This is a genomic window from Serratia sp. AKBS12 (assembly GCF_024793895.1).
GTDB lineage: Bacteria > Pseudomonadota > Gammaproteobacteria > Enterobacterales > Enterobacteriaceae > Serratia_F.
The window spans coordinates 31,883-51,767 of sequence record NZ_JANUSB010000013.1; the positions used below are offsets into that span (position 1 = coordinate 31,883).

25 protein-coding genes and 3 pseudogenes are annotated in these 19,885 nt (G+C 52.1%); 12 read left to right on the forward strand and 16 right to left on the reverse strand.

Annotation, left to right across the window (positions count from 1 at the left end; translation table 11 throughout):
* Nucleotides 1-6: 6 nt before the first annotated feature.
* On the reverse strand, nt 7-243 hold the full coding sequence (gene nrdH, locus NYE85_RS09645) for a glutaredoxin-like protein NrdH (RefSeq protein WP_004959397.1): 237 nt from the start codon (nt 241-243) through the stop codon (nt 7-9).
* A gap of 261 nt (nt 244-504) precedes the next feature.
* A complete protein-coding gene (locus tag NYE85_RS09650) occupies nt 505-936 on the reverse strand; it encodes a carboxymuconolactone decarboxylase family protein (RefSeq protein WP_259004508.1) in 432 nt (143 codons plus the stop codon).
* A 91-nt stretch (nt 937-1,027) separates the two neighbouring features.
* Between NYE85_RS09650 and NYE85_RS09655 the strand changes: the two genes are divergently transcribed.
* Nucleotides 1,028-2,470 (forward strand): PLP-dependent aminotransferase family protein, encoded by a 1,443-nt coding sequence (locus NYE85_RS09655; protein WP_405050659.1) that lies wholly within the window; start codon nt 1,028-1,030, stop codon nt 2,468-2,470.
* A 66-nt stretch (nt 2,471-2,536) separates the two neighbouring features.
* On the opposite strand, the gene NYE85_RS09660 is transcribed toward NYE85_RS09655, so the two are convergent.
* Entirely contained in the window at nt 2,537-2,845 is a 309-nt protein-coding gene (locus tag NYE85_RS09660) for a YqjD family protein (RefSeq protein ID WP_259004510.1), read from the reverse strand.
* Nucleotides 2,846-3,074: 229 nt separating this feature from the next.
* On the opposite strand from NYE85_RS09660, the gene asr reads away from it, so the two are divergent.
* Entirely contained in the window at nt 3,075-3,374 is a 300-nt protein-coding gene (gene asr, locus NYE85_RS09665) for an acid resistance repetitive basic protein Asr (RefSeq protein WP_259004511.1), read from the forward strand.
* Nucleotides 3,375-3,564: 190 nt separating this feature from the next.
* On the opposite strand, the gene NYE85_RS09670 is transcribed toward asr, so the two are convergent.
* Entirely contained in the window at nt 3,565-3,945 is a 381-nt protein-coding gene (locus NYE85_RS09670; RefSeq protein ID WP_259004512.1) for a DUF4440 domain-containing protein, read from the reverse strand.
* Nucleotides 3,942-5,324: a DHA2 family efflux MFS transporter permease subunit gene (locus tag NYE85_RS09675; protein WP_259004513.1), complete on the reverse strand. Its 1,383-nt coding sequence runs from the start codon at nt 5,322-5,324 to the stop codon at nt 3,942-3,944. Before NYE85_RS09675 ends, NYE85_RS09670 begins: the two co-directional genes overlap by 4 nt.
* A gap of 106 nt (nt 5,325-5,430) precedes the next feature.
* On the opposite strand from NYE85_RS09675, the gene NYE85_RS09680 reads away from it, so the two are divergent.
* On the forward strand, nt 5,431-6,324 hold the full coding sequence (locus tag NYE85_RS09680) for a LysR family transcriptional regulator (RefSeq protein ID WP_259004514.1): 894 nt from the start codon (nt 5,431-5,433) through the stop codon (nt 6,322-6,324).
* Nucleotides 6,325-6,581: 257 nt separating this feature from the next.
* Nucleotides 6,582-6,920 (forward strand): DUF2002 family protein, encoded by a 339-nt coding sequence (locus tag NYE85_RS09685; RefSeq protein ID WP_004959435.1) that lies wholly within the window; start codon nt 6,582-6,584, stop codon nt 6,918-6,920.
* 30 nt (nt 6,921-6,950) lie between these two features.
* Here the strand turns inward: NYE85_RS09685 and NYE85_RS09690 are convergent, their stop codons facing one another.
* Both NYE85_RS09690 and NYE85_RS09695 read right to left on the reverse strand, forming a co-directional pair.
* The gene (locus NYE85_RS09690) at nt 6,951-7,397 is read right to left on the reverse strand and encodes a DUF1198 domain-containing protein (RefSeq protein ID WP_259004515.1); all 447 of its coding nucleotides are present in this window, start codon (nt 7,395-7,397) and stop codon (nt 6,951-6,953) included.
* 66 nt (nt 7,398-7,463) lie between these two features.
* Nucleotides 7,464-7,805: an MbeD family mobilization/exclusion protein gene (locus tag NYE85_RS09695; protein WP_259004516.1), complete on the reverse strand. Its 342-nt coding sequence runs from the start codon at nt 7,803-7,805 to the stop codon at nt 7,464-7,466.
* Between the two features lie 207 nt (nt 7,806-8,012).
* On the opposite strand from NYE85_RS09695, the gene smrA reads away from it, so the two are divergent.
* The gene (gene smrA, locus NYE85_RS09700; protein WP_259004517.1) at nt 8,013-8,585 is read left to right on the forward strand and encodes a DNA endonuclease SmrA; all 573 of its coding nucleotides are present in this window, start codon (nt 8,013-8,015) and stop codon (nt 8,583-8,585) included.
* A 14-nt stretch (nt 8,586-8,599) separates the two neighbouring features.
* Here smrA and NYE85_RS09705 read toward each other — a convergent pair whose 3' ends face one another.
* Nucleotides 8,600-8,986, reverse strand: a complete 387-nt coding sequence (locus tag NYE85_RS09705) for a VOC family protein (protein ID WP_259004518.1) — start codon at nt 8,984-8,986, stop codon at nt 8,600-8,602.
* A 70-nt stretch (nt 8,987-9,056) separates the two neighbouring features.
* A complete protein-coding gene (locus tag NYE85_RS09710; RefSeq protein ID WP_259004520.1) occupies nt 9,057-9,470 on the reverse strand; it encodes a DoxX family protein in 414 nt (137 codons plus the stop codon).
* A gap of 208 nt (nt 9,471-9,678) precedes the next feature.
* On the opposite strand from NYE85_RS09710, the gene NYE85_RS09715 reads away from it, so the two are divergent.
* Nucleotides 9,679-9,957: a GNAT family N-acetyltransferase gene (locus tag NYE85_RS09715; protein WP_309600863.1), complete on the forward strand. Its 279-nt coding sequence runs from the start codon at nt 9,679-9,681 to the stop codon at nt 9,955-9,957.
* An 85-nt stretch (nt 9,958-10,042) separates the two neighbouring features.
* On the opposite strand, the gene NYE85_RS09720 is transcribed toward NYE85_RS09715, so the two are convergent.
* Entirely contained in the window at nt 10,043-10,780 is a 738-nt protein-coding gene (locus tag NYE85_RS09720) for a bifunctional 2-polyprenyl-6-hydroxyphenol methylase/3-demethylubiquinol 3-O-methyltransferase UbiG (protein WP_259004521.1), read from the reverse strand.
* Between the two features lie 367 nt (nt 10,781-11,147).
* Between NYE85_RS09720 and NYE85_RS09725 the strand changes: the two genes are divergently transcribed.
* The 3 genes from NYE85_RS09725 to NYE85_RS09735 all read left to right on the forward strand — a co-directional run bounded on the left by NYE85_RS09725 (nt 11,148) and on the right by NYE85_RS09735 (nt 13,705).
* Nucleotides 11,148-11,642 carry a hypothetical protein gene (locus NYE85_RS09725; RefSeq protein ID WP_259004522.1) on the forward strand — a complete coding sequence of 165 codons (495 nt, stop codon included), beginning with the start codon at nt 11,148-11,150 and terminating at the stop codon, nt 11,640-11,642.
* Nucleotides 11,643-11,757: 115 nt separating this feature from the next.
* Nucleotides 11,758-12,696, forward strand: coding sequence for an alpha/beta hydrolase (locus tag NYE85_RS09730; RefSeq protein WP_259004524.1), 939 nt, complete (start codon nt 11,758-11,760; stop codon nt 12,694-12,696).
* A 652-nt stretch (nt 12,697-13,348) separates the two neighbouring features.
* Nucleotides 13,349-13,705: a hypothetical protein gene (locus tag NYE85_RS09735; RefSeq protein WP_259004526.1), complete on the forward strand. Its 357-nt coding sequence runs from the start codon at nt 13,349-13,351 to the stop codon at nt 13,703-13,705.
* A gap of 61 nt (nt 13,706-13,766) precedes the next feature.
* On the opposite strand, the gene NYE85_RS09740 is transcribed toward NYE85_RS09735, so the two are convergent.
* Nucleotides 13,767-14,126 (reverse strand): hypothetical protein, encoded by a 360-nt coding sequence (locus NYE85_RS09740; protein ID WP_259004528.1) that lies wholly within the window; start codon nt 14,124-14,126, stop codon nt 13,767-13,769.
* Nucleotides 14,127-14,617: 491 nt separating this feature from the next.
* Between NYE85_RS09740 and NYE85_RS09745 the strand changes: the two are divergent.
* Both NYE85_RS09745 and NYE85_RS09750 read left to right on the forward strand, forming a co-directional pair.
* Nucleotides 14,618-15,272, forward strand: a pseudogene (locus tag NYE85_RS09745) (IS3 family transposase); the annotation flags it as partial.
* A gap of 115 nt (nt 15,273-15,387) precedes the next feature.
* Nucleotides 15,388-15,735: a DUF6404 family protein gene (locus NYE85_RS09750; protein ID WP_259004529.1), complete on the forward strand. Its 348-nt coding sequence runs from the start codon at nt 15,388-15,390 to the stop codon at nt 15,733-15,735.
* 329 nt (nt 15,736-16,064) lie between these two features.
* Here the strand turns inward: NYE85_RS09750 and NYE85_RS09755 are convergent, their stop codons facing one another.
* The 5 genes and pseudogenes from NYE85_RS09755 to NYE85_RS09775 all read right to left on the reverse strand — a co-directional run bounded on the left by NYE85_RS09755 (nt 16,065) and on the right by NYE85_RS09775 (nt 19,032).
* The gene (locus NYE85_RS09755; protein WP_101139872.1) at nt 16,065-16,901 is read right to left on the reverse strand and encodes a TIR domain-containing protein; all 837 of its coding nucleotides are present in this window, start codon (nt 16,899-16,901) and stop codon (nt 16,065-16,067) included.
* Between the two features lie 467 nt (nt 16,902-17,368).
* Nucleotides 17,369-17,959, reverse strand: a complete 591-nt coding sequence (locus NYE85_RS09760; RefSeq protein ID WP_259004530.1) for a hypothetical protein — start codon at nt 17,957-17,959, stop codon at nt 17,369-17,371.
* A 429-nt stretch (nt 17,960-18,388) separates the two neighbouring features.
* Nucleotides 18,389-18,619: pseudogene (locus tag NYE85_RS09765) on the reverse strand (winged helix-turn-helix domain-containing protein); the annotation flags it as partial.
* Nucleotides 18,620-18,763: pseudogene (locus NYE85_RS22740) on the reverse strand (primase-helicase zinc-binding domain-containing protein); the annotation flags it as partial.
* Between the two features lie 14 nt (nt 18,764-18,777).
* Complete coding sequence (locus NYE85_RS09775; RefSeq protein ID WP_259004531.1) at nt 18,778-19,032, reverse strand: DUF5375 domain-containing protein; 255 nt, start codon at nt 19,030-19,032, stop codon at nt 18,778-18,780.
* A gap of 2 nt (nt 19,033-19,034) precedes the next feature.
* On the opposite strand from NYE85_RS09775, the gene NYE85_RS09780 reads away from it, so the two are divergent.
* Nucleotides 19,035-19,598 carry a phage polarity suppression protein gene (locus NYE85_RS09780; protein ID WP_259004532.1) on the forward strand — a complete coding sequence of 188 codons (564 nt, stop codon included), beginning with the start codon at nt 19,035-19,037 and terminating at the stop codon, nt 19,596-19,598.
* Nucleotides 19,599-19,885: the final 287 nt, after the last annotated feature.

The window sequence follows — 19,885 nt, forward strand, 5'->3', positions numbered from 1 at the left end:
CACACCTCACGATGCGGTGGCGTGAGCCAGTGCGCCTATTTTATCCGGGCGGAATCCCGACCAATGATCGTCACCGGCGATAATCACTGGAACCTGTTGGTATCCTAATGATTTTACATGGGTCAACGCCTGCTGATCCTGCGTGAGATCGACCACCTGATAGTCAAGTCCCTGTTTATCGAACGCGCGATAGGTCGCGTTGCACTGGACACAGTCAGGTTTACTGTAAATAATAATCATCATGATTCGCATTTACCTTTTGTGTTGAAGGAAAGGCGGAAAAGCCAGAAACGGATCGTTCAAACGCTAATTTCTGACGGCATAATCAACCGGCAAGCATCCCTGTGGTTGATGCTTTAAATACTATATATTGATCCTTATTTTATCAACCGTGCTATATATGGTGTTTTGTGGCGATTTGACGGCAGGGCGCAGCAGGACTGGATTTGGGTGGGGAAATTTATTTTTGTCAGCCAGTGAGCCGGCAACGCCGGCCCGGTAACATTACTTTTTCATACTGATTGCCAGGCGATTGAAGGCGTTCATGATGCAGATAGCGAACGTCAGATCGCTGATCTCGGCCGCACTGAAATGCTGCTCAAGCGGTTTAAAGACGCTGTCCGGCGCATGGCTGGCGGCGATCAACGTCACCGATTCTGCCCATTCCAGCGCCGCGCGCTCACGCTCGCTGAACGCATTGCTGACTCGCCAGCCGGCCAGCATGTCCACTTTGCCGTGGCTGGCGCCACTTTCCCTCAGCGCCTTACCATGCATCTCCAGGCAATAGGCGCAGCCGTTAAGCTGTGAAACGCGCATGAATATCAGCTCGAGCAACGGTTTTTCCAGCGGGCCTTGATCCAGGGCGAGCAGGGCGCTGACCAGGCTTTTATACGGCGCAGGCGACAGTTCGACATAGTTTAAACGCGGCGTAATCATCGGGGTTCTCTTCTCGGTTAGGTGTCGGCAGCCACTTTAACTACGATATGGACTATGCTATAGAGCCATAAAATGATTATTTAACCAGGCCATAATGCGACAATTTTTTGCTTCCCTGCGGCTGGATAGCCAACTGGCTGAACCGCTGTATCGGCAGATTTACCTGCGTATCAAACAGGCAATCGGCCAGGGTGCGCTGCCGGCAGGCAGTCGTTTGCCGTCGGTGCGTGGTTTGGCGAGCGATCTGGGGGTAGCGCGCGCGACGGTGGAAAGTGCTTATGCGCAGCTGGTTGCCGAAGGCTTTTTACAAAGTCGCGGCCAGGCGGGGACCTATGTCTCGGCGCAATTACCGCCGGTAGCGCGGCAATCGACGCTGGCGGAGGCAAAGTCGATGCCGGCGGCAAAACCGCCTGCGTCGCCGTTCAGCCCGGATGGCACATCGCTGGCACCGTTCCAACTGGGATTGCCGGCGCTGGATGCTTTTCCACGCGCGGTATGGCAACGGATCGTTGCGCAGCAGCTACGTGCCACCACGGCGCTGTCGTTGGCGCATCCGCCGGCCAGCGGTTTGAGCGCCTTGCGTGAGGCAATTAGCCACTATCTGGCGCTGTCGCGCGGCATTCATTGTAGTCCGGCTCAGATCTTTATTTGCAGCGGCTATCAGGCTCAACTGGATCTGATCGTCAATACGCTGTTGCAGCCGGGCGATGCGGTGTGGCTGGAAGATCCCGGTTACCCGATTACGCGACCGCTGCTGCACGCCGCCGGCATGCAGACGATATCCGTACCGGTTGACCCGCAGGGCATGAATATTGACGTCGGTATGGCCCGGCGGCCAGACGCCCGCATGGCGGTATTGACGCCGACCCACCAAAGCCCGTTAGGCGTGTCGCTCAGTCTGGCACGGCGTATGGCGCTGCTTGAGTGGGCGCAGCAACGGCAGGCGTGGATTGTCGAGGATGACTATGACAGCGAGTTTCGCTATGTCGGCCGCCCGCTGCCGCCGTTAAAGAGCCTTGATGGCCAGCAGCGGGTGCTGTACGCCGGTTCGTTTAGCAAAACGCTGTTCCCGTCGTTGCGACTGTCTTATCTGGTGGTGCCGGCAGCACAGGTGGCGGCGTTTGAGCAGGTTGCCCGCCAGCGTTTGTGTGGCAGTCCTCCGCTGATACAGGCCAGCGTGGCGGCATTTATCAGCCAGGGGCATTTTTACCGGCATCTCAAGCGCATGCGGCCGCTATACCGTCAACGCCGGCAATGGTTGGCCGACGCGTTGCAGCAGCAGTTAGGCAGCGTTTTGCGCGTGGCGGCGCAGGCGGGGGGAATTCAATTGCTGGCGCGATTGACAACCGGCAGCGACAGCGCGCTGGCAGCGGCGGCATGGCGCGGTGGGTTGGCGGTGCAGGCGCTGTCCGACTGGCAACTGACGGCCTGGCAGCAACAGGGCATCTTGTTGGGTTTTACCAATTTTACCCAGCAGTGGGAGGCAGAACAGGCGGTGGCTCGGTTGGCGGCGGCGTTGGCCAGCCTCAATTAAACGGCCCGCGGTTTCCCGCGGGCCAGACGCACATTTGTCTTATCTTTATGATGACTGCAAGGGGTGTTAACGCCGGGCTAGCAGTACGCCGAGTACGATGCCAACAGCAGCTCCGATACCTACGCCCTGCCAAGGTTTGTCATGCACATAATCGTCAGCGTGGCCGACCGCATCGCGTGCGTGCTGTGTCAAACTGCTGGAGCCATTGAAACGCGCGCGGGCGTCGCGTAATACGCCTTTGGCTTTATTGTGCAGCTCACTCAGTTCCTCTTTGGTCTTGTCGCCTGAAGCTTTTAATACTTCGTCCAGCGTATCGGCCAACAGGGTAACGTCCTGATCGATGTCTCGTTCAACTTTTTCTGTTTTCTTAAACATTCGACTCTCCGTTTGGACACATGTCCTATAAGTGTAGACCATTTCTTAAAAAGTGTCGGCAATCGCACAAAATACCGAATTTTATTTTGAGGCCTGGCGCGCCCCCGTGGAGTTGTACATTTGGTTACTCGGCGAAACCAATCACTCACTGAACGGCAACATAGCTTGCACTAGTATCTGCTGCAACGGCCCCACCGGGGCTTGCCGAAAACACTCTGAGGAAACAAAGATGAAAAAAGTATTAGCACTGGTTGTTGCCGCCACTATGGGTCTGTCTTCTATGGCTTTCGCTGCCGAAACCACCGCGGCGCCAGCTAGCACACCGGCTGCGACCACCACCAGCGCAGCTGCCGTGAGCAAGACGCCGGCGAAAACCACCCACAAGAAGTCCAGCAAGAAAGCCGCAGAGCAAAAAGCTCAGGCCGCCAAAGCCAAGAAACACAGCAAAAAAGCACCTGCTCAAAAAGCACAGGCAGCCAAAAAGCAGCATAAGAAAGCCACCAAGAAAGCCGCAGCACCTGCGGCTTAATCTCTCGGTCCCAACGACGCCGTCAGGGCGTCGTCTGACATAGCCCGATGCCAACACCCGGCCCCCTCCGGGTGTTTTTTATTGGAGCCTCTTGATGATAAACCGCTATCTGTTCGAGCTGGTGTTTAGCGCGGTGGCGCTGTGCGGCGCGATCGTCGCCTGGCCGCTGTTTGCCGAGAATTTTCTATAATTATCCCACCAGCGGTGTTTCGTGCAGATGTCGCCAGCGAATCTGCGCGTCAAGCCGGGTAAATAGCACGGTAGAATAACGCAGCGTAGACGCCTGGCCAGGCAGCGTTTGCCGTTCCCGGTAGTTTACCACCGCGCCGTCAGGCCATTGTGCCAGCAGCGTCATGTCTTCAATGGCGATGCGCAAGCCCCGCTTGGCCGCGCGATGTGCCTGGAAAAAACCACGCAGCGCTGGAAAATCCAGCTTGCTGCCGTTGAGCGCAATCAGGGTAAATTCGGCATCAAATCGCGCCAGCAGCGCGTCGAGCTGGCCTTCGCCTTGCCCCAGCCAGTTTTCGATCGCCACGTGGGCGTCCAGCACTTCGTTAAAATAACGGTTCATGATACCTCCTGTTGCAGATGGATATGGCGCACCACCGCCCGATTGGCGATGCGCAGGCACGCCAGCAACGGGATCAGCGTTGCTGCGGCGGCCAGATAAAAACTGGTTTGATAAGCGTTAACGCCGGGCGCATAGCGTTGCAGCAGGTTGAGCGCCAGGCTCAGCAGCGCCACGCCAAAGCAGAAACTGAGCTGGCGATTGATATTCCATAGTGCGCTGGCGTCGGCCAGATGCGCGTCGTCAAGGGTCAGGAAGGCGCTGCTCTGCGCGGTACTGCTGCATAAACTGCCGCCAAATCCCATCATCGCAAAGGCGGCCAGTTGCCATGCGAGCTGGTCGGCGGCGCTGATGTGCGCCAGCGTCAGGATCCCCAGCCCCTGCATGACGCAACCGAGGATAAACAGCGGGCGTGGTCCAAGGTGGTTGAAGCTTTTCCCGGTCAGCGTAATCGCCAGCAAAGAGGCCAGTGACCAGGGGATCATCAGCGCGCCCACCGCGGCGGCCGACATCGCCAACTGATTTTGCAGGTACAACATGGCGAGCAGATTGACGCCGAGAAACAGTCCGGGAATGGTCTGATAAACCAGCATCGAAATACGCAGCAGCGGGTTTTGCATCAGGCGCAGATCGAGCAGTGGTTGCGAATGGCGCAAACTATGGCGCAGATAGATAGCCAACGCCACGCCGGCGCCGACCAGCAGCAGCGCCGCCGAGCGTTGCGTCTGCGGTTCGCCCAACCGGCTCAGGCCAAGCAGCAATAAACCGAGCGTGGCGCAGGCGCTGAGTAAACCCCATGTATCCAACGGCGAACGCTGCGGCGATGGTACATCACGGCGTAGCCACAGGGCTGACAGCAGTAACGCCAGTAGCGCCAGCGGCAGATTGGCGAAGAATACCCAGCGCCAATCCAGGCGATCGACGATGAGCCCCCCCAGCAATGGGGACAGCGCTGGCGCCAGCAGACCCACCAGCATGATGGCGGCGGACAGCCGGGCGCGTTCATGACTGCGATACAACTGATAGGCCAGCGTCTGACCGATCGGGATCAGCAGGCCGCCACCGATGCCCTGCAACACTCGCCAGCCAATCAGCGTGCCAATAGCGTCGGCAAAACCGGCGGCGACCGTGGCGAGGATAAATACGATCAACGACAGCAGGAACACCCGTCGTGTGCCGATGCGCTGTGCCAGCCAGGCGCTGAGGGGAATGACCAGCGTCAGGCCGAGAATATAGCCGGTGCTGACCCAGGCAAGTTGGTTGACGCTGGCGTGCAACGCGCGGCCAATCGCCGGGTAGGCGATATTGGCAATGAACATATTGATCAGATCGACAAAAAAACCAAGCAGATAGACGAGTGCGACACGGGTACGATACGGCATAGGGCCTCCGGTTGAAGGCGTGCAGTGTAGCGGGGGGAAAGCAGCGGATAAATCGGCGTCAGGCGGTTACACTGTCAAAAAAATTTTGACAGTTATCGAGGATTCCATGCTCAATTTACAGCGGTTGGCTATTTTTGTTGCCGTGGTCGAGGCCGGTAATTTCACCGCGGCGGCAAACACGCTAGGGCAAAGCAAAGCGGTGGTCAGCTTTAATATCAAACAGTTGGAAAGCGAGCTTGGCGTATCGCTGCTGGCGCGCAGCACGCGGAAACTGTCGTTGACCGATGCCGGCGAACGGTTTTATCAGCGCAGCCTGCGCCTGCTGCAAGAGGCAGAAAACGTCTTGGATGACGTGCGGCGCGACCACCATGGCCTGAGCGGCACCCTGCGCATTACCAGTACGCCGGAGTATGGCGCGCACGCGGTGGTGCCGGCACTGGCGGCTTTTGCCCAACTGCATCCACGGTTACGCATCCAGCATGTTTCTTCTTCTCACCATGCGGATTTGATTGCCGAGCGCTTTGACGTGGCGATTCGTCTGGGGCGCATGGCAGATTCAAACCATCGTGCGGCGCGTCTTGGTGATTTCGCCATTTTGCCGGTAGCGTCGCCGGCCTATCTGGCGCGACGGCAGATCGTTTCGCTGGCGCAACTGGCGCAGGCGCAGTGGATTGTCCACAGCCGATTATCGTCTCCGCTCAGTTGGCAGGTGGAAACGCCGCAACGGCAGCCGGTGTTGTTCGACGTTGAAACCCCTGCCACGCTGACAGCCGACAGTGCGACGGCGCTGCTGGCATTTGCCTTGCACGGCGCCGGCGTTGCCCTGCTGCCGGACTGGCTGGTACGTCCGGCACTGCAGCACGGGCAATTACGCCAGCTGTTGCCGGATCACCGCTTCCCGACGCAAAGTATTTATGCGCTTTACCCCAATACGCGCCACGTGCCGGAGAAGGTGCGGGCATTTATCGATTTCCTGCGGGCCTGGTTTGCCACCGCTTGAGGGCGAGGGGGATTCCCGCTGGCGGGTAGCCAGCGCTGTCGTTGCCAACAAAGCGTTGCCTGCGCAATCCTCGCTCCCATCGGCGGGATGACCGTATATCGTTAGCGGCCTGCGGTGGGTGAAACAGCCACGCCAGCCTTGGCTCAAGCACATGATTAAGGATTATTCCGAAACCCGGGGGCACTCTGAGAAATTTATTGTTTCAGCCAATGATTCCGGTAAGGTCGCACTGCGGTTCGCAATGAGAGGAGGAGTCGATGTATTTACGGCCGGATGAAGTGGCTAGAGTGTTGGAGAGTACCGGTTTCGAACGTGATTATGTCACCGATCAAGCCTACGGTTACCGCAAGGGCGATCACTATGTGTATGTTAATCGCGAAGCGCGCATGGGCAGAACTGCGTTGGTGATCCACCCTGCGTTGAAAGAGCGCAGCGTGCACTTTGCGACCCCGACGTCGCCAGTGCGTACCAGCGAACAATATACTGAATTCCCATTGGATCTCACCGGCGACACGCCAAACCTGCGTTACGGCATTCCGCACGGCTTTAGCTCGCGCGAAGCGCTGTCCCGCTATCTTTACAGTATGTTCCTGTAACCAGGGAGCGCAGTTCGCTGCGCCCATGGCTCACCCGTTGACGATGGCATCCAGATTGAAGCGTTCGTTATAGGCGCGGCGAAACTGCGCCAGTTCAAACGCATCCAAATCCAGTTCAGCAAAGTAAAATAGCGCCGACTCGGTGTGTTCGGCGTGCAACTGCGGCGACAGACCCGCGCGGATCAGGGTTTCGCGCCACTGGCCTATCTGCGCATCGTCCGCCTGTTTGATAAAGGTGACATAAATAAACAGCAGGTAGGCCGCGCGGTGCATTTCTTCGGTGTAGCCGTTGTTCAGCATCCGGATGAACCGCTGGCCGTTGTGCCCGCCCATTTCCTGCACCATCGATTCAACCAGTATCGGCTTGACCTTCAGCCAGTTAGCCAGAGAATCAATGGCCTTGCGGGTATCGGAGGTCAGCAGGCGGTAACCGACAATAAAGACCACGATCAGGGCGGCGATAATAATCCACGTCATTGGGGTGTCTTGTACTCGTTAGTTGCCAGCAACTGGCCAGGGGCGCCGCTGACGGCGCCGGTGATGTCAGTGTTGTTCGCCGCTGAAATTGTCTGCTGCCCGCGGTGGCTGATTATGTACACGGTGGTTGAAGGTGGCTGCGTCCTTGGCCAGCGCGTCCAGATGGGCGCCGAGCATTTTGATTTGCTTCACCAGCGCATGCTGTTCCGGCACCGAGCTGGCGGTGCTCAGTTTCCGCGCCAGCTGTTCATTCTGTGCATGAAGGGCAGCTTCGCGTTGTTGAGCTTCCAGCAATTGTTGTTGCAGTGCGTGATAGCGTTGTTGCCATTCGCGGTGCTGCTTTTCGAAGCTGGCCTGCAACTCATTCATTGCATTCTGAAACTGGATTTCCAGTTCGCGCATTGTCATGGGCTCGATCCTTTGCGGCACTCAATATTGGCTGGCAGTATAACGAAAACTACGCGCAAGCTCACCCGCTGGTGACAAAAGCAGACAATCCCCAGCGATAAATCGTGGCTTGCAACCTCGCCATGGCGTCTTACAATCAAGCTCATCCCCCGCGATACAGCAACTTCGGTTATTTTCGGTATTAACTTCCAGGTGAGTGGCAGCGAGATGAACATCGAAGAAAAAGATTTTTTTGAGCAGGCAATGGCCGACGTTACCCCTTTATCCGGGCGGCAACAGACGCTGTATCTAAAGGCCGACCATCGGCAGGACCAGCGTGCGCACCGCGCTGCGCTGGCGCTGCAACTGGAAAATCCGCTCAGTAGCGATGTGCTGGACATTATTCCCTGCGATGTGCCGCTCGAATACCGGGGAGAGGGTATTCAGCAAGGGGTGCTGGAGAAGCTGCGCCATGGCCGTTATGCGCCACAGGCCAGCCTGAACCTGCTGAAACGCCCGGTGGAAAGCTGCCGTCAGGAGCTGTTCCGCTTTATTGTACTGGCGCAGCAGGAAAATCTGCGTTCGCTGCTGGTGGTACATGGCCGTGGTCGCGAAGATGAAAGTCACGCCAACATTGTGCGCAGTTACCTGGCCAAATGGCTGGCGCAGCTGGAACCGGTGCAGGCGTTTTGTCGCGCGCTGCCGCGCGACGGCGGCGATGGAGCCTGTTACGTGACGCTGCGTAAATCGGCGCAGGCCAAAGCGGACAACTTTGAGCGCCACGCCAAGCGCAGCCGCTAAGCTGGCGACCGGCTTCAGGCCGGTAGCAGATTGGCTATTTCAAGCAGGTTGTTGTCCGGATCGCGCAGGTAGATCGAGACGATCGGCCCGTTGGCGCCGGTACGTTCTATCGGGCCTTCTTCGATAATCACCCCCAGATCGTCCAGCTCCTCCATTACCAGCGCCAGCGGGGTGGCGGCAATAAAGCACAGATCTGCCGAGCCGGGCGTTGGACGATAGGCCTTTGGGTCGAACTCGGTACCGACCTGATGCAGATTGATCTTTTGCTGACCAAAGGCCAGCGCCTTGCGTTCGTCGGCGAAAGTGATGATATCGAATCCCAATACCTGTTGGTAAAAGCGGCAACTACGTTCAATGTCCGCCACGGTTAACACCAGGTGGTCCAGTTTATCTATCTTCATGGTCAATACATGTCGTCGTTGAGGTGGATTAAATCGGCCAATAGCCTGGTCGGCTATTGGCCGTGGCTAATTATTTATCAAACAGTTTATGATCCAGGGAATAACGCCCGGCACCGGTAACCGACAGTAGCAGCAGGCCGCCAATGATGCTGATATTTTTAAAGAAGTTTATTTCATTGCCCATCATTTCTGCGCCGGTCATATTCCAGAACGGGTGGCCGATAAACGCCGTACCCAAAACATACAGGGCAAAAATAATCGCGATAGGTCGCGTAAAAATGCCGACGATCAACGCGATGCCGAAAATAAATTCGACCACCACGGCAATAATCGCGGCAAAATACGGCATTGGCGCGCCGTAGCCTTCCATTGCCGTTACCGTGCCGCCAAAATTGGTCAGTTTCATCCAGCCGAAAATAATGAACAGGATCATCAGCAGTATTCTGGAGAGCAGAATAACGCCGTCTTTTGAGCTATCACCCATGTTGAACTCCTTAGCCACTGCTGAAAATTAGTGTTGTACTGCTGATTAAAGCGTAGACCAGTTAGCCGGTTTTTCTAGGGATAGCAGGGGATTGCGCACGTTTTTACGCCGCCGACGAAGCCGCGAATTTGTTGGCTATACTTTAACGAATTAAACATTGGGCAAACGCGCCCAGCCGACAGGATCTTTTAAACTGCGAGATGAAAATATGGACTTGGAAATATTGCAAGAAGACACTCGTTTCTTTATTAATGACCAGCAGGGTAACACCATTGCCGAGATTTCTTTTGTGCCCAGCGGCGACAGATTAACCATTATCGATCATACCTGGGTGGACGAAACGCTAAAAGGGCAGGGGGTGGGGAAAGAGCTGGTGGCGCGGGTGGTGAAAAAAATGCGCCAGGAAGGTCGCAAGATTATTCCGCTGTGCCCATTTGCCAAACATGAGTTCGACACCACACCAGCTTATCAGGATATTCGCGCATAAATTTGCCAAGACGGCGAGCATTGGGGCAGTCAGCCTCCCCAATAATGGATGTGTTAACGGTATTTAGCGTATGGCGGGATTACTATTACTGAGCAGGTTTCTGCACGGCTAGAATAAATATCATCGGGCGTTCCTTTTCTTCATCCAGCGCCGGGTTGTCGAGGATTTGCCGTGCTGAAGGCCCCCATTCATTCAGGTAAGTAATAGTAAATCCTTGCTGTATCAGCATATTGACGTAGCTGCCCAACATGCGATGCTGCTTGATTACCCCTTCCGCCAGCCAGTTGGAGATACGCTCGCCTTCCTGCTGATAGCTATTGACCGGCCATGATCGTTGCCCATCTTCGGCGACCAGCCAGCCCTGTTGCCTGGGGGCGCTATAAATCGGGTGCTCGGCAGTGAAAATAAACTGCCCGCCCGGCACCAGCGACTGAAATACCGCGGCGAACAGTTTTTGCAGGTTGACGATGTAATGCAGCGTTAGCGAACTGTAGGCCAGATCAAAACGTTTTACCGGCAGTTGCAGCGCCTCCAAATCCTGTTGGCGATAGACAATCGCCGTGTCGTTGGTCATTTCCCGCGCTTTATTCAGCATTTTCTGCGACAGATCGATCCCCAGCACGCTGGCGGCGCCCTGCGCGCGTGCGCTACGGCAGAACCAGCCATAGCCGCAGCCAAGATCGACCACCTGCTTGCCGCGCAGGCTCGGCAGAATACTGCGAATGGTTGGCCATTCCGGTGCGCCGTCGAGGCCATTGACCGAACGATCAAGTTGGGCGTAGCCGTCAAAGAAGCGCTGATTATCATAGATATTTTGCGACATAGAGACTCCTTATTTACCGTGCCACTTGCTGCGGCAGCAGCCAGAGAATACGCGTTGGCATCCTGGTTCTCAATCCTGCCGGCAGGGGAGCGTTCCGATTAAGTTGTGCCAGTGCTGGCAGGTCGGCTAGGGCTGGTTTGTTATTCCGCTGGCACGTTACCTTATTCGGGCGTTAACGGATTACGTATCAATACATGATGGGAGAACGAGATGCGACTTTATATTTATCTATTGCTGGCGGGGTGCTTGTCATTATCTGGCTGTGTCGCCGCGTATTATCGCTAAGGAGCAAGGATGCGTCATTTTTTATTATTGTGCCTGGTGCTGTCATTAACGGCCTGCGCCTCGCTTTATTACCGGTGAACGAATGAAAAAAATCATACTGCTTGCCGCGTTGGGGCTAAACGGCTGCGTTTGCGTGTATGGCCCGACCAAAAGCGGTAACGTGCCGCAGCCTGGTGAGAGTACTTCCCCGGCGGTGGCGCCAGTTGATGCGGCAACGCTGGTTGGCAACCGGCGGCCGGACGAACTGTTCAGCAAGGCGGAAGCATGGTTTGCCAGTAAAGGGATCACGCCGATGGTCAGCAATGAACAGAGCGGCATCATTGCCACGATTGGCGACACCCCGGCGCTGGCGGATAGCTATCTCGATTGCTCGGTATTAGGACAATCGCAACCGCTGCAACGGCAATATCGGCTGGTGGTACAGACGTACAGCGCCGGGGAAGGCAGCCGAGTCAGCGCACAGGCCAGCGGAACGGCACGGCTAACCGCTGCTGACGGTAACGACAAGGTTAAACCGGCCGAATGTCGCTCAAGCGGCAATTTTGAAAAGGATATGCTGGAGGTGCTGCGAAAATAACCTGAATTTTGCAAGGATTTTTTCGCATTGACGAGGTCATGGCTAACTGATATTACGTCTCATTAGCATTTTTGTCGGGGTTCCCCCGAATGAATCGTACCGATCGGGAAATTTTATGTCGTTGTTTTGTTGTCGTTTTAAGTTGTTGGTCAGCACCTTGCTGTTAGGGACGTTATTACCGGTGATGGTCATGGCCAAGCCCGATCTGCAGCGCAAGATTGGCGTGACCGTGGCGGATACCGGTTCGCACGATTACCGCTTTAGCGATCTGCGCCTGGACTCGGCAGACGGCAAGCGCCACTATCGCATTCGTATCGCCAAGCCGAATCAGGCACCGCCGGCGCAAGGGTATCCGGTGGTGTATTTTCTGGATGGTAACGCGGTATTAATGGAGTTAAATACCAAGCTGTTATCCCGCCTGGCGGCTGGGACGCATCCGCCGCTGTTGGTAATGCTGGGCTACGACAATGACTTGCGTATTGATGCACCGAGCCGGGCGTACGATTACACGCCGAAACCCCCGCAGCAAGCGCAGCAAAAGCCTGTGCCGATGCCGCATTGGCCCAACGGCGGCGCCGATGAGTTCCTGCAATTGATTGAACAGAAAATAAAACCGGCGGTAGCTGCGCAGGTGGCGGTCGATCCTCAACGACAGACGCTGTGGGGCCATTCGTATGGCGGCGTTTTTGTGTTGCACACGCTGTTCAATCAACCACAGGCATTCCAGCGCTATATCGCCGTGGAGCCGTCGCTGTGGTGGGGGAATGGTTTTATCCTCAAAGAGGCGCAGGCCTTTATGCAACAGCAGCCGGGGCTACGGGCGCAATTGGCCTTATGGGAGGGGCGCCGGCACCAGCAGGAAAGGGCGAGCGGAGATGCGCCTCCCGCGGTAGGAAACGCCTCGGCGACCGAGGGGACACACCAGCTGGCGCAGCGGCTGGCGGCGCTCAACGGGTTACGGGTGGATTATCACGCATGGCCACAGCAGGGGCATGGTGGCATGCTGGGAGCGGCAGTCGCACCGGCGTTGCTGGAGACGTCAGGCAGTGAGTAATAAAAGGCGTTAGACACAAACAAGCCTGCAAACCATAGGAATGCGGGCTTGTTTATGCCTGCAATCTGGCCTCCTGTGCATCAGCCTGCGTTTTTCAGTTCCGCATTTATAAATCTTCGCCAACAAAATCGATCGCCAGGGTAATGAGCCGCCAGTGCAGAATAATCCAAAATAAATCAATTCATTAGATGCGAAAACGGCACTGCAACGCCCCTGCCTGCAAGTTTGGGAGCAGGAAATTATTTGGGTTTTATTTTTCTACCAAGTAATCTGCCTGGCTACGTCATGTCTTGGACTTTGTGGTTAATCCCAAACTGAAAACATTGAAAAGTATGTCATAAATTTTCAGTTTCTGGCGAACGCAGCATTCTTGGGATTTTTGTTAATTAATTGAAAAATAAAATAAATGTTCGTTAAGTCAACCCCGAGGCATGTGGAATGGAGCGCACGAATTGCTGGTAGAACGTGGCGAGGCAAATGCTGCAAGGGGAGCGGGTAGATTAACATTCTAGGCAACAGAAATATTTGAATACCAGGATTTGATATAAAAATTGTAAAAGTTTCAGTTAGACTTAATCAGAGAAAAAATTAGTGTGAGCAGCAGATAGCAGATAGCAGATAGCATTTTGTTACTTGGCGAAGAGTGCATAAAATGAAAAGCGGAATGAATTTTAGGATGGTGGTGATCGTGTTATTGGCTATTCTTTTTGTAGAATCATGCTTTTATTTTCCAAGGATTCTAGCACGGGATAGTAAAAATCCGGTAATTCTTCGTTACATTAAAGAACCGGAAAGTGTGTATAAAGTTTTTAGTGAGTGTAAAAAAAATGTAATTGAGGTGGATAGATGCTATATGGCTTACAGTGCCGCTGTTTTGATAGCAGACTCAAAGGATTGCAGTAAGTATGGAATTAAAGTAAAAAGGAGATTTAAATTATTATTAGAAAACAATAAGTTAAATAATATTGATGAGGAAATTGCTCGAGAGTGTGCTAGTGATAAGGTGTAATAATAAAGTTACACCTTACCACAATGGCATTCTTAATTATGTAATTCTGTTTCGTTGCTTCTTAATCAAGGGCATTATGACAATTTTCAATTATCTTATCTACTTTATTAACTAAATCAACATCTTCCTTGTTGTAAAATATATCCACGGTTGAGCTGTTATTAGTACTGCTCATGTCTACCCACGCAAGAGTTTCTGATTGATCTTTAAGATAAAATTTTCTTTCACCTGAAGATAATTGAGTATCCTCTTCTAGTGTCAGATTGTTGCGAGTAGCCTCATCATCAAGACATACATAGGTATCATGACTATCGGCATTAAAATAAACTTGCTTTACAGATGGATTACTGCCAACAGCTCCAAGATCAACGCATCCAGCTAGCATAAGACAAAAAGCGGTAAAAATGATTGCTTTTAGCATGTGATTTCCTTTAATGAGTATAGTAAAACAGTATCGAAGATATTAGATTTTGTGTCAAAAAATGTATGAATTCTACCTATGCTAGGATATTGGATGCATGGATCGGTTTCATTGTATGTCTTTTAACGTTTCCATTAATTTCCTTAACTATGATCTTAACTTTTTGTTTTTTAGGAAATCTATAGCTATCAAATTATTAATAGATATAACCATATTAAAAACCAGGCATGTGCTGGTTTTTCGCAATGAAAATATAACGGGGTCCATTGTTATCTGAGCTAAAGAGTCGCTGGCTTATCAAGGAATAGTTACCAAATGTGATAACACTAAGCTACTTACTCATAAGTATAGTAAATATTTTTAATATTTAATCAACCTTAAATTAATGGCTTGACCGGTTCCTCGTTGATTAATACACCGCGATGTTAGTCATGTCTTGATTAGCAAAGTAGGGACATCACCATGAAGAAGCTTTTTCTGACGATCGGCTCATCCGTATTCTCCGCGAGGCTGAAGCCGGGGTTTCTGCCCGGGAGCTTTGCCAGAAAAACGCTATCGCCGACGCTTCTTTCTATCCATGGGGTAAGGCGGTATGGAGATGCCGGAGGTTAAGCGGCTTAAGTCGCTTGAAGAGGATAATGCCCGACCCAAGCAGCTGCTCGCGAAGCCATGCTTGATAATTCAGGTAGCTCTGGGCCGAAAGCTCTGACGACAGACCAGAAGCGGGAAGCCATGGAAGTTATGTGTAAGGCAACGGGTCTGTCCCTGTCGACCTGCCGCTATGAGGCTTAGCGTCCCGCGGCTGATGCGCATTTATCAGGGCGCATCACTGAACCGGCGCTCGAACGTCGGAGATTTGGTTACAGACGTATCTGGCAGTTTCTGCGACGTAAAGGTTTTTACTTTAATTAAATGCGGGTCTACCGCATTTATCATCTTAACGATCTGAGCGTAAAACGTAGACGGCGTCGTAAAGGACTGGCGACCGAGCGGCTTTCGCTTCTGCGCCTGGGAGCACCGAACGTGGCTTTGTTAATGGATTTTGTCATGGATGCACTTGCCAGCCGCCGGATTAAATGCCTGATCTGTTTGGGGGATATTACGAAGATGCGCCTGACGCTCACCGCCGCATCCGGGGTTTCAGGTGGATAGGTATCATTACTAACTGACAGTTGTATCTAATGCTTGGGACAAGGTCAGACTCTGGGTAAGTTGTATTATTAGGCGGTCTTAATAGTTACTCAATGAAAGGAATCAGACGATGGGATTTGAAGAAAGGAGGAAAAAGGCAATAGCCCTGATGGAGGATAAAGGGATGTGGCGGAGCAATTATGCGCCACCGATCTTGCGCCTGTTTTGGAAAATGGGAGGTAAAATGCCACCTCCACCGTTTGCCCCATTCTGGCTGAATACGTTGTTCTTCGCTGTTTGGTTTGGCCCGTTATGGGGCATTTCTATGTGGTTTACTATCTGGAAGAATCAAGGCTTCAGCGTATTGTTTGCGATGTTCACCGCTCTTTTTACTGGTTTGTTGTTTGGTTTATTCATGGCGTTATTCCACTATTGGCGCAAGTGGGCCAACAAACTGCCTGACTGGAAGAGTCTCTAGCAAGGCAATGATGTAAACGCCAGAAAGCAAGATTTATAGAAAAACTGGTCAATTGGTATTCGCTTATGGCATCTATTTTAACTTATACCAATAACCCTCGGATTTAGCTGATGTTCTCGGAGAACAGCAGACACAAAAAAGCCCGCAAACCTTAGGGAAGCGGGCTTTTTCGTTATTGCCACCGGGTCTATCTGGTATCACTGGTGGCCTATTTGGTGGGTTGGCTGAGAGCGACACCAAATACTAACTGTCTGATTCTTTAAGCAATGTAGCTGGAATCAATGTCACAGAAGTATGGCACAGTTGAACAATGAAGAAAATAGTATGGCTCAAACAAACAGTTTGTTCATGTCAACGTCATAACCAGCTTGCTTTAATTCTTGAGCAAGAGCTAAGCGCCATCCACCAGCCTCATCCATCTTTGTATAAACAACACCGCTAATATCATTGGGTAACTCAACATCGCCATCCACTAGAGCTGTGACACAAGGTCTGCCAAGTTTGCCAATCAGATAACCATGTTCGAATACAACATTTTGCCGTGCCCGAAGGTTCAATTGTTCTGACTTGCCTTTTTGATTACCAATGTCGTCTGGTGTATACAGCACTACAGCAAAGCCGACATCTGAATATTGCTCAATCTTCTCTATGATTGTTCTGCCAGAGCTAACTTGCTCATGCAGGATTACTGCTTTGAAACCAAGCTGTTCTATGAATCTCGCTGCTTTGATTTTTGCATTCTCATCATGACCATGAACAATGAACACCTTGGTTACGTCATGATTACGAACCTTTTTTGAAACTTGGGAGCTTGTAGCTTGTTTTTTATGTCCGGCGGGGCCGGTTATAAATTCATCAGTGACGTCTTTAGCTCGGGAAACGGCTCTTACCATATAGGATGGTCCGCCAATTACTGATACTGAGGAGCGCTGGTCTTCCATCTTTATGGCGGGAATGTAAGATTCGATCGTGTTTTCGCTAGCCCGTACGACTATCCGTTCGATTTCAGAAGGTAGAATAGTCATTCCATTTACCGTGATGGGATTGCCTTGTTCATACGGCTCAATGAAACGTGCTATCAACTGCTCTTTAGTTAAATCTGTTTTATGTTCACCATAGTAACGCTTTTCTTTGTTTTTCTCTTTTATAACAACATGATAAAGCATATTAAGGTTCCTTTGCTGACCATCTTTATATTGTGCCATAGTACCAAAAGTCGAAGGGCATCGCCCTTGATGTATGATAAGTGATCTATTGGAACAACAGGAAATCAAAGGGAATTCAACTCCCGCACTGGCAGTTGAATTCGTTAAGATCGCTACAGGGAAAGAATCGAACCAATGATTCGTTGTCGTAACAACAAAATCACCGAATAGCAGTAAGTTACCTTTATGCTTCGGTTTTGAATGTGTCACTAATTTGTAACATGAACATACTCATTTCCTTACCGAAGTTGCAGCCGATCAGCAAAATTTGCTGACGAGTTCATCGACGTGTTCGCGGGCTTCACGACATCTTTCTCTTACGACATTTATGACTTCACCGTTTGGCATCTCGTAGTGCGTCTGTGCAGGTAGTTTAAAAAGCGGAATTCCTAAGCTCGCTGAAACCTTACCTGAAGTGTGGAAGTCTTTTATTTCGGAAAGAAACTCCCGCTCCCAGCATCACCACCAAGAATGATTGCTCGCGTATTCTGCAAGGATTTGACCTTGGCTTGTGCCACCATACGAGCAATGACCTGGTAATCGTAATCACTGAGAGTAGCTTTAAGGTGTGGCAGTTCGTCCAGAACGGTACTTGCTTCGGCTCGGTGCAGAGATGGTTTATCATCGTAAGCGATGCGTTCTTTCAAATCAGAGACAACCATATCTAGTGTCTCAAGATAATCGTTAAGATCGCCTTCATTACGTTTAGAGCCGCAGAACCAATGTTCTGTTTCCTCGGCTGTCCATTCGGCAATTTTTGCTCGAAGTTTTGCTCTGATTTGCTCTTGTGCTGATTTTTCCATCACGCCATTCTTCAGTTTTTTTGGGACCCTCAAAGAAGCAACCATCTGGTTGCAAAGTGTTTGTAAACGCAGGGCAAGAAGACGAGCACGCTGAAAGCTTGCTGTTTGCAGGCTCAGTCTGTATTCGATTGCATTGCCCTGAGCGACGAAACGCTTCCTGAACCACCAGACATGGTTACGCTTGTAGAGGTAATGAGGGATGCTGTTTGATGGCATATGGTACACTCCTGAGTCACAGTTGTGCCACACGCCCAAAGAAAAACGGCCTGAAACTCTAAGAGAATCAGGCCGTTATGTTTGGGCTGGCGGAATCTGAATAAATTTCTCAATGTATTAAATATAAAGGATTTTTACTTATTCAACTTTCAGTTGTATACCTAAACGTGTATCAATTATGAAATGTCATAGTAATACGCTCCCTCTTTAAAAATGTGTCATCTTTTTCATGTGGTCTTCTTTCTTAAACAATAAGCACAGAAAAAAAGTTTTTTTGCATTTAACTGTTCACACTGTTCACCTTTTCTTTTTTATCAATAATTTCATATTGATACAGGGTGAATATACGGTGAAGGGTGAACAGTGGATTGTTCACCCTGTGGCAATTGCCGGAAAGAAAAAGACCGGCTGTAGCCGGTCTGGAGTGGGTTATGTCGCTGCGGGTTCATCGCATTTCGGCAGCCAGTCGCCGTAGCTTTCCTCTTTCAGCGACAGGTTGGTCTGTATTCCCTGCTTTGTGTGCCGCTTTTCATAATTCAGGCCGTACTCTTTCAGCATCATGGGCAGCCCCAGCCCGAACATTTTCAGGCTGAGCACATTCCTGTACCCGTTAGCCTCCATATAGGCCAGATACGCGTGATAAAGATATTTACGGTAATTATCGTCAAAGCGGAAACGGTCAGAGCCGCCGCACACCGGACAGGCCTGATGCCGGTTTTTCATGACCTTCACACCCAGCGCCGGGAGAATGCGCGGCCAATGGCCGCACGCCTGTTTTACGGTTTCCGTTACGTTCATTTTTATCGTTATTTTCTCCCTCAGTGCATAACAGGCGATGTGATATGACGGGCGCAGAGTTCATCCATCACGGCGAGCCCGAGAAAAGACAGCGACGGCGCGGCCTTGAGCGGTCCGGCTTCCATTAAATCTTCCAGCAGCGCACAGGCAATCTGGCGGCCTTTTTCCTCGCCGTGCTGACGCAGGTAGAAGCCCTCCAGCTCGGCGGCAATGGCGCTTTCCAGCGCGTCGAGGGTGAGGTGCGGGTAAGCACGGCCAGTCATCAGGAGAAACATACGTGACCACACTGACGTTACAGAAAGCCTTTGAGGCCTGTCAGGCAAACAAATCCGCCTGGCTGCAACGCAGGGAAGAACTGACGCAGGCCGAACAGGCATACCGCGAACAGCTTGCCAGCAGAGGCCACAGCGGCCGGAGCCTGCAAACGCTGCGTGAGATTATCGACGTGAAAAAATGGGAAATTAATCAGGCTGCCGGTCGCTACATCCGCTCGCATGAGGAGGTGCAGCGCATCAGCATCCGTAACCGTCTGAATGATTTTATGCAGGCGCATGGCGCGGAGCTGGCCGCCGCCCTTGCCCCGGAGCTGATGAATTATTCCGGGCAGCATTCCGCCGTTCAGCGCTGCGCCATGCAGCACTCAGTCGACTATCTTCGTGAGGCGTTACAGGTCTGGCTGACCGCTGGTGAAAAAATTAATTATTCGGTGCAGGATAATGACATTTTAACGGCCATCGGATTCAGGCCTGAAGCGGCCTCGCGCGATGATATGCGTGAAAAATTCACACCTGCACAGAACCTGAATTACACCCGCCGACGCGCAGAGCTGGCCGCGCAGTAGTCCTTTCAAAAATTCCCGAAAATCCCTCTATTTTCCCGTAAAAAAGCCATGCATGCATAAGGTGCATGGTTTTGCATGCGTTTTGCCGACACTGGATCCCCCGACAGCGCCAGCACTGGCGCACCCTGAGGCCGTTCATGCACCTGCATTAAAAGCGACCCCTTAAGCGGGCAGGCGTGGCGGGGAGAGCATTGCGCGCTTAAGGGGGTAAAGCAAAAAAATTTTGGGGTAGTAAATATGTGCAAGACGCTGGTTTCTGAAACTCGAGGTTGATATCTTACTTGTCA

Coding starts and splice junctions, on each gene's coding strand:
- nrdH (WP_004959397.1), bottom strand. CDS start 243: ATGATGATTATTATTTACAGTAAACCTGACTGTGTCCAGTGCAACGCG.
- NYE85_RS09650 (WP_259004508.1), bottom strand. CDS start 936: ATGATTACGCCGCGTTTAAACTATGTCGAACTGTCGCCTGCGCCGTAT.
- NYE85_RS09660 (WP_259004510.1), bottom strand. CDS start 2,845: ATGTTTAAGAAAACAGAAAAAGTTGAACGAGACATCGATCAGGACGTT.
- asr (WP_259004511.1), top strand. CDS start 3,075: ATGAAAAAAGTATTAGCACTGGTTGTTGCCGCCACTATGGGTCTGTCT.
- NYE85_RS09670 (WP_259004512.1), bottom strand. CDS start 3,945: ATGAACCGTTATTTTAACGAAGTGCTGGACGCCCACGTGGCGATCGAA.
- NYE85_RS09675 (WP_259004513.1), bottom strand. CDS start 5,324: ATGCCGTATCGTACCCGTGTCGCACTCGTCTATCTGCTTGGTTTTTTT.
- NYE85_RS09680 (WP_259004514.1), top strand. CDS start 5,431: ATGCTCAATTTACAGCGGTTGGCTATTTTTGTTGCCGTGGTCGAGGCC.
- NYE85_RS09685 (WP_004959435.1), top strand. CDS start 6,582: ATGTATTTACGGCCGGATGAAGTGGCTAGAGTGTTGGAGAGTACCGGT.
- NYE85_RS09690 (WP_259004515.1), bottom strand. CDS start 7,397: ATGACGTGGATTATTATCGCCGCCCTGATCGTGGTCTTTATTGTCGGT.
- NYE85_RS09695 (WP_259004516.1), bottom strand. CDS start 7,805: ATGACAATGCGCGAACTGGAAATCCAGTTTCAGAATGCAATGAATGAG.
- smrA (WP_259004517.1), top strand. CDS start 8,013: ATGAACATCGAAGAAAAAGATTTTTTTGAGCAGGCAATGGCCGACGTT.
- NYE85_RS09705 (WP_259004518.1), bottom strand. CDS start 8,986: ATGAAGATAGATAAACTGGACCACCTGGTGTTAACCGTGGCGGACATT.
- NYE85_RS09710 (WP_259004520.1), bottom strand. CDS start 9,470: ATGGGTGATAGCTCAAAAGACGGCGTTATTCTGCTCTCCAGAATACTG.
- NYE85_RS09715 (WP_309600863.1), top strand. CDS start 9,679: ATGGACTTGGAAATATTGCAAGAAGACACTCGTTTCTTTATTAATGAC.
- NYE85_RS09720 (WP_259004521.1), bottom strand. CDS start 10,780: ATGTCGCAAAATATCTATGATAATCAGCGCTTCTTTGACGGCTACGCC.
- NYE85_RS09725 (WP_259004522.1), top strand. CDS start 11,148: ATGAAAAAAATCATACTGCTTGCCGCGTTGGGGCTAAACGGCTGCGTT.
- NYE85_RS09730 (WP_259004524.1), top strand. CDS start 11,758: ATGTCGTTGTTTTGTTGTCGTTTTAAGTTGTTGGTCAGCACCTTGCTG.
- NYE85_RS09735 (WP_259004526.1), top strand. CDS start 13,349: ATGAAAAGCGGAATGAATTTTAGGATGGTGGTGATCGTGTTATTGGCT.
- NYE85_RS09740 (WP_259004528.1), bottom strand. CDS start 14,126: ATGCTAAAAGCAATCATTTTTACCGCTTTTTGTCTTATGCTAGCTGGA.
- NYE85_RS09750 (WP_259004529.1), top strand. CDS start 15,388: ATGGGATTTGAAGAAAGGAGGAAAAAGGCAATAGCCCTGATGGAGGAT.
- NYE85_RS09755 (WP_101139872.1), bottom strand. CDS start 16,901: ATGCTTTATCATGTTGTTATAAAAGAGAAAAACAAAGAAAAGCGTTAC.
- NYE85_RS09760 (WP_259004530.1), bottom strand. CDS start 17,959: ATGCCATCAAACAGCATCCCTCATTACCTCTACAAGCGTAACCATGTC.
- NYE85_RS09775 (WP_259004531.1), bottom strand. CDS start 19,032: ATGTTTCTCCTGATGACTGGCCGTGCTTACCCGCACCTCACCCTCGAC.